Source organism: Psychromonas sp., from assembly GCF_983033635.1.
Genome location: NZ_CEZLMY010000199.1, coordinates 1 through 5,849, shown reverse-complemented (window position 1 = coordinate 5,849; position 5,849 = coordinate 1). Strand labels below are relative to the sequence as shown.

The following is a 5,849-nucleotide window of genomic DNA, read 5'->3' as shown; positions in this document are numbered from 1 at the left end:
GCGGCTGACGTGCTTTGGCATCTTGTGCGTTAGCAGTGATTGGCGTATCACCCGGTTGTAATACCAGATGCGCGTTACTGCCGCCAAAACCAAATACGCTTACCCCGGCAGTAGCTATTTTAGAAGCTGTTACTGGCCAGTTTACCGTTTCAGTCGGCAACTGACTGCCGTCAAAATAACCCTTTTTAGTACTGATCGGCTTTTCTAAACTGATCGTTGCAGGTATTTTGCCTTCATTTAATGCCCAAATTGCTTTGGTCATGCCTGGCATACCAGCGGCTGTTAACAGATGGCCAAGATTGGATTTAGCAGAGCCAAGCAGAGGTTTACTGTTATAAGCGCTAAAGAAAGTTTCCATTGAGCTCAGTTCTACCTTGTCACCCTTTGGTGTTCCGGTTGCATGGCACTCAATGTAATCAACGTTGCTTGGGTTTACCTGTGCATCCTGATAAGCGCGTTGGTAAGCTAATACCTGGCCCTTACTGTTCGGACTTAATACAAATTCGCCTTTACCATCGTTAGACAGCGCCCCACCTTTGATAATGGCATGAATTTTATCGCCATCACGCAATGCATCACTATGGCGTTTTAACACCATCATTCCAGCGCCCTGCGCAGCAAACAAACCTTGTGAGTTTTGATCAAAGGGGGCGTGTTTATTATTAGCCGGGAAAGCCTGGAAAATTGAGAAGCCCATATTAACAAACATAGGATCCGCGCCGGAAACTGCGCCCGCCAACATCATATCGGCTTTGCCTGTATGCAGATAATCACATGCAAGTTTGATACTGTAACAAGATGACGCACAGGCCGCATCTAATGAGAAATGAGTGCCGCCTAAACCAGATGCCTTTGCAAGTAACGCCGATGGATAACCGGCAATTAGAGCATTATCAGGATCTACACTTTTAGATACAGTGAAATTAGTTAACTGAAAACTGTTACAAGTGAGCTGCTTTAATGCATTTTCAACTACATGATGATAAAAGGGTAAAAACAGGTGATTTGATGATTTAGTCGGGAAAGATAAATTACCTAAAATCAGGCCGCAGTTTTGCAGTTTTTCACTGCCCCAATATCCTGCATCGTTTAATGCCTGCTCGGTAACATACAGTGCCCATTTATTAAGATCATCTAACTGATTCAGGTAGTTTTTATCTAAGCCTTGTGCGGTAAACGGGCTGGCATTAAATTCGAAACCGCGAATATAACCGCCATACATGCAGTAGAACTTATCTGTTTCGCCTTTTTTGCCGTAATATTTACTTGGATCAGCCCCGAATTCAGCAGCACTAATCTGCTGTCGATTATCTTTTTTATCAAGCAATTGCTGCCAGAACTGTTCAGGCTTACTTGAGCCGGGAAATAGATTCGCTATTCCGACTACTGCAATGTTTTCCATAAATTCTCTCTTTAAAACTGTTTAAAGTTTTTATTCGTTTTGCAAGTAGGACTTTACCCGCCAATTTACCTGCGGGGCTCAAGTCGCTCTTCCTAATTAACTGGCTGAATAATCGAACCGTAAAAAAAACTATCTAAATCGGCCTTGATACCAAAGCTCACTAATTTTGCTAACGCCCGTGCATAGCTCAGTTGGTCGTCTGTTCCTTTGGCATTCACCGGCACACAAATATGTTGTGTGCCACTGTTTACCTCTTTCATGATTTTATCTGTCCAGGTGGTTAACGAACGCCCTGCTCCCATCTCAATAAACACTGATGCTCCCTGCTTTACTAAGCTGTTAATCAAACGCGGAAAGTCCACCTGCTCGCATAAACATTTTGCAATACTCACTGAAATCGCTTTTTTATTAAAAGGCACGGCAAGATAACAGGAGCTTGAATAGAGCTTAGTGGGAATACGCTCCGCCAGATCCATACTGTACAGATCTAACATCTGCTGATATTCCTGATACGCAGGCGCACTGTGAATAGCATTCGGCACATTAAGCGGCATGGCACTCACGCCTAAACGTGCGATCACAGCCATACAATCAGCAGGATAACCTGCAATCACCAGACTGTCTGCTGTATTAACAATAGTGATATAAACACGTTCATTATCGCCAATGGCACTTTGCACTTGTCTTACTGTGCCTTTGATATTGTAGCTTTCCCAAATCTGTTTCTCCCCACCAACCTTGATTGATGGTAAGTTCCACAGCTTTCTTAAGGTATGTAATTCACCGGACAGCTGCTGATTAAAGGTCTGAGAATTCGCTAAACGTGCGCTCATCTGCCCCGGATTTTTCCAGCAACCCAGCGCGGCAAACATACTGACTTCACCCATACTGTAACCGGCGGCAAAGTCCGCCTTAATATTAAAAACCTCTGCGAATATTTTAGTAAACACACAGGCATATCCAACACCACATTCAGCAATATTGGCAAGCTCATTGCGCAAGGCTAAATCTAACTGTTTCAGTTGTTTGAAATCTAATGAAACCACTGAGCGCGGGTTTAACAGTTGATCTTTTAAACTGGCAGAAATATCGTCTGCCAGCGCAATCACACTTGGATAAATTTCAGGAAACAGATGCAACAGATCCCGCCCCAGTCCCAGATAAGTGGCACCAATCCCCGGATATAAAAAGCTAATATTGTTTTCTGATTGAGTCGGATTTGCAGTGAAGTAACTGCCTTTCGGTGTTTTCCAGTCACTACTATTGGCAAATGCGCTCGTTATTCCCGTTACTGCCTGATTTATCTCTTTTTGTAACTGAGCAGCTGATTCGGCAAGTAAAACCACACGATATTTACTTTGGGAATTTTCTGCAAAATCGCTATAAAGTGTTTTTGCCAGGCTTTTAAACGCTAAACTCTGCAGGTTATTAGAGAGAGTTTTTAGCTGTTCTAACAGATCCGCTTGCGAGTCGCCGGCAATAATAAACAGCGACAGATCGGATTGCGCATTAAAACCGTTACTGTGTATTTGCTTGTCGTTATTCTCTTGTAAAATCAGATGGCTGTAACGATCAATTGATAAACAGCTGTACGCAGCATAGCGAGGAGAACCGTCGACTTTTGGGAATACTGGTGCTGCCTGATTAAACAGATAAAAAGGTGAGGCCAGCCATTTTTCAAGTTGTTCAGGCGCAGGTGAAGTCCACTCTTTAATCGCAGGACGGTATCTTTGCTGCAATGTAAAGGTACTGTTTAGCAATCCAAACAGTTCAGACAAGGGCCCATTTTCGCCCAGCACACTTTTGGCACAACTGATGGAACTGTTAAGCGTTTTACCGTTTTGATAAGCGCTTAATAAAGCATTTTCTTCTAAATCACTAAACTGTTTTTCAGCACAAGCCGACACTTCAACACTGCTGATTAAATCACTGCTGACTCCTGCTTTACTAAACGCACTGTTAATCACCTGATTAATTTCTTGTTTAATATTGTTGCTGCTGACAGCGCTTTTAATCCAAGTGTATATATAACTGTTACGGGCAAGCGCAAAATCCTGGCTGGCCAGCAGCACACAACACACGCCGTTAGTTGAGCCATATGCACTGAAATCTTCAGCAAAACTGATCGTCGCTGCTGCTTGTTTTTTTAGTAAATCAGTCTGCAGATTAGCGGCAATAAGTAAAACTGCAACATTACAATCATTGATCAGCTTTTCACTAAGCTGTAGTGCATCTGCTAAATTACTGACCTTCTTGCAACTAAAGAAGTAACTGAAATGGGTATCTTGTGCGCCATCAATGGTCTGATTGGAATCAGAAATAATTACCACTGCAACATCGCTGGCGTCCAGTTTATTAGCTTCAACAACAGCTGTCGCTGATTGTTTACAAAGCGTTGCATAATCAGCAAACCCGACTGGATTCATTGCAACGGTATGTGCAAAAGATGTATGCACTGCGCCTTCATACAAGGCAGCTTCCACACGATCGACACAGGTTAAACCGTCAAGCTGAGCATCAAAACCAATAATGGCCAGTTTTGTATTGAGACAGTTGATATCAGTCATGGCTGTTTATCGGCTCAGGGCTGTTAACTATTTTGGCAGGTTTAAACAACTCATTTAAACTTGCACTGCTGGTCACTGTCGCGCCTTTTATTTCGGCTAAAATCTGTTTGTCACTATCAATCAGCTCAATATCAGCAACTACCATACTGCCCTTTTGTTCAGTGACAGTCAGTTTTAAATAGAATGCCTGATCAACTTTCACCTCAGAATAAACCGTCCAGGCGAGCGTACTTGACGGCAGACTGCCAAGGCCTAACTGTTTACGTACCCAAACCAGCAACGCTTGATAAACCAGATCGTTTGCAAAAACATTACTGTTTTTAAGATCAAATTCCCCTTGTTTTGCTAATACGCTGCTGTCGATTTTACAGCTCAGCAGTAAACCATGCTGGTCGCAACTATTGATTGCTTGAATTCCCTGCAAACTCAAACCATGGAACAAGGTACCATCTTGATATAACTCAGTAGCACTTGTCTCTCTGCTTAACACTAACGGGCTCAATGCCCCCTCATAGCTGGGCGTTGGTTTTTTATGTTTAAGCATAAACAGTGTCGCAGCGTAATGAAAAATGGTTTTTCCAGTGCTGCTTGTACTTGAGATCTTAACGTCTATCGTTAATTGCTCTGACGTTTCAGCAACTAATGAAAGGTCGATAATAACTGTCTCGGCTTGTGTGCCATCAAAGACAATACCTTTAAACAGTTTGTAATTTTCCAGACCACTATAAATATAACCGGGATAAGTAGATTGAACAGCTTCTACCATCCATGCAATTGCACAGACAGTCGGAAACACTTGTTCAGCACCTATTTTATGATCAGCAAAAAAAGGATTGTTAGCCGCTAAAAGAGATTTAGATAAGCGACTAACTAATGGCTTTTTTACTGAAATTTCCTGTAAAGAGTCTTCCTGTAAAGCGCTTTGCAGTTCAGATTCCGGCTCTCCACCCATATCATTTCCGACTAGGATTTGCGGACAACGGTTTGAGTCTGCTGCTAACTCATTTAATAACAGCTCAGCGCCGGCATCGAGCGGGATAATATAAACGCCGCGATCATTAAACATACGTTTCAGCTCAGGTGTCACCATGCCGCCATCCCAAGGTCCCCAGTTAAAACTCAGCACTTGTGCTGCCGGATTGAGGGCTTTAAAACGATATGCTGTTTTATTTAAGATATCGTTGGCAATAGCATAATCCGATTGCCCCGGGTTTCCGTAAAAACCAGCAGCAGAAGAGAATAAAACCAAGTGTTTGATTTTATCCTGCTGACAACAAGCTAACAGTGATAACAGACCATCAATCTTAGTGCTGTAAACCGCTTCTAAATCGGCCAGAGTTTTCTGTTCGATAAATTTATCGGCAAGTACACCTGCGCCATGGATAATACCCGTTACATCCCCCCAAAGATCCGTAATTGGTGAAACAGCCGCTGCGACGCTATTCGCGTCTGTTACATCGGCACTAACATACTCGGCAATACCACCAGCTGTATTAATCGCATCTAAAGTTTGTTTGATTTCACGATTGGCTAAAATAGGTTTGATAAACGCAGCAACAGTCACAGGTGTTGCTTTTTCACCTGCAGCAAGCAAAGTCTGCATAGCCGCTTTTTTCAGCGCGACTTGATCCGCGATACCATTTGCCCAGTCAGGTTCGTCACTGCTGTAGTTCGAGCGGCCTAATAAGATAAATTTCGCTTGGTACTGTTTGGCTAAACGAATAACACAATGGGCTGTTACCCCCTTTGCGCCACCACTCACCAAAAACAGAGATTCCTGGTTAATGCTATTGCCAGCTTGTAGTGCATAACTGTCAGTCTGCTCGCCAACTAAGGTTAAACGACCGTTATTGTTAACACCAACTTCAACAGGTTTAAGA

Annotated in this window: 3 protein-coding genes; all 3 read right to left on the bottom strand. The window is 43.0% G+C overall.

Features of this window, described 5'->3' with window-relative positions; all coding sequences use genetic code 11:
- The coding region (locus AC4GME_RS16690) for a beta-ketoacyl [acyl carrier protein] synthase domain-containing protein (RefSeq protein WP_490379815.1) at positions 1-1,402 on the bottom strand (1,402 nt) is incomplete at its 3' end.
- Between the two features lie 92 nt (positions 1,403-1,494).
- Positions 1,495-3,969 carry a PfaB family protein gene (locus tag AC4GME_RS16685; RefSeq protein WP_490376564.1) on the bottom strand — a complete coding sequence of 825 codons (2,475 nt, stop codon included), beginning with the start codon at positions 3,967-3,969 and terminating at the stop codon, positions 1,495-1,497.
- On the bottom strand, positions 3,962-5,849 hold a 1,888-nt coding region (locus AC4GME_RS16680), incomplete at its 5' end, for an SDR family NAD(P)-dependent oxidoreductase (protein WP_490379814.1). The genes AC4GME_RS16685 and AC4GME_RS16680, both read right to left, overlap by 8 nt.

Excerpts from the sequence above, each read along its gene's own strand:
- AC4GME_RS16685 (WP_490376564.1), bottom strand. The coding sequence starts at position 3,969 with ATGACTGATATCAACTGTCTCAATACAAAACTGGCCATTATTGGTTTT.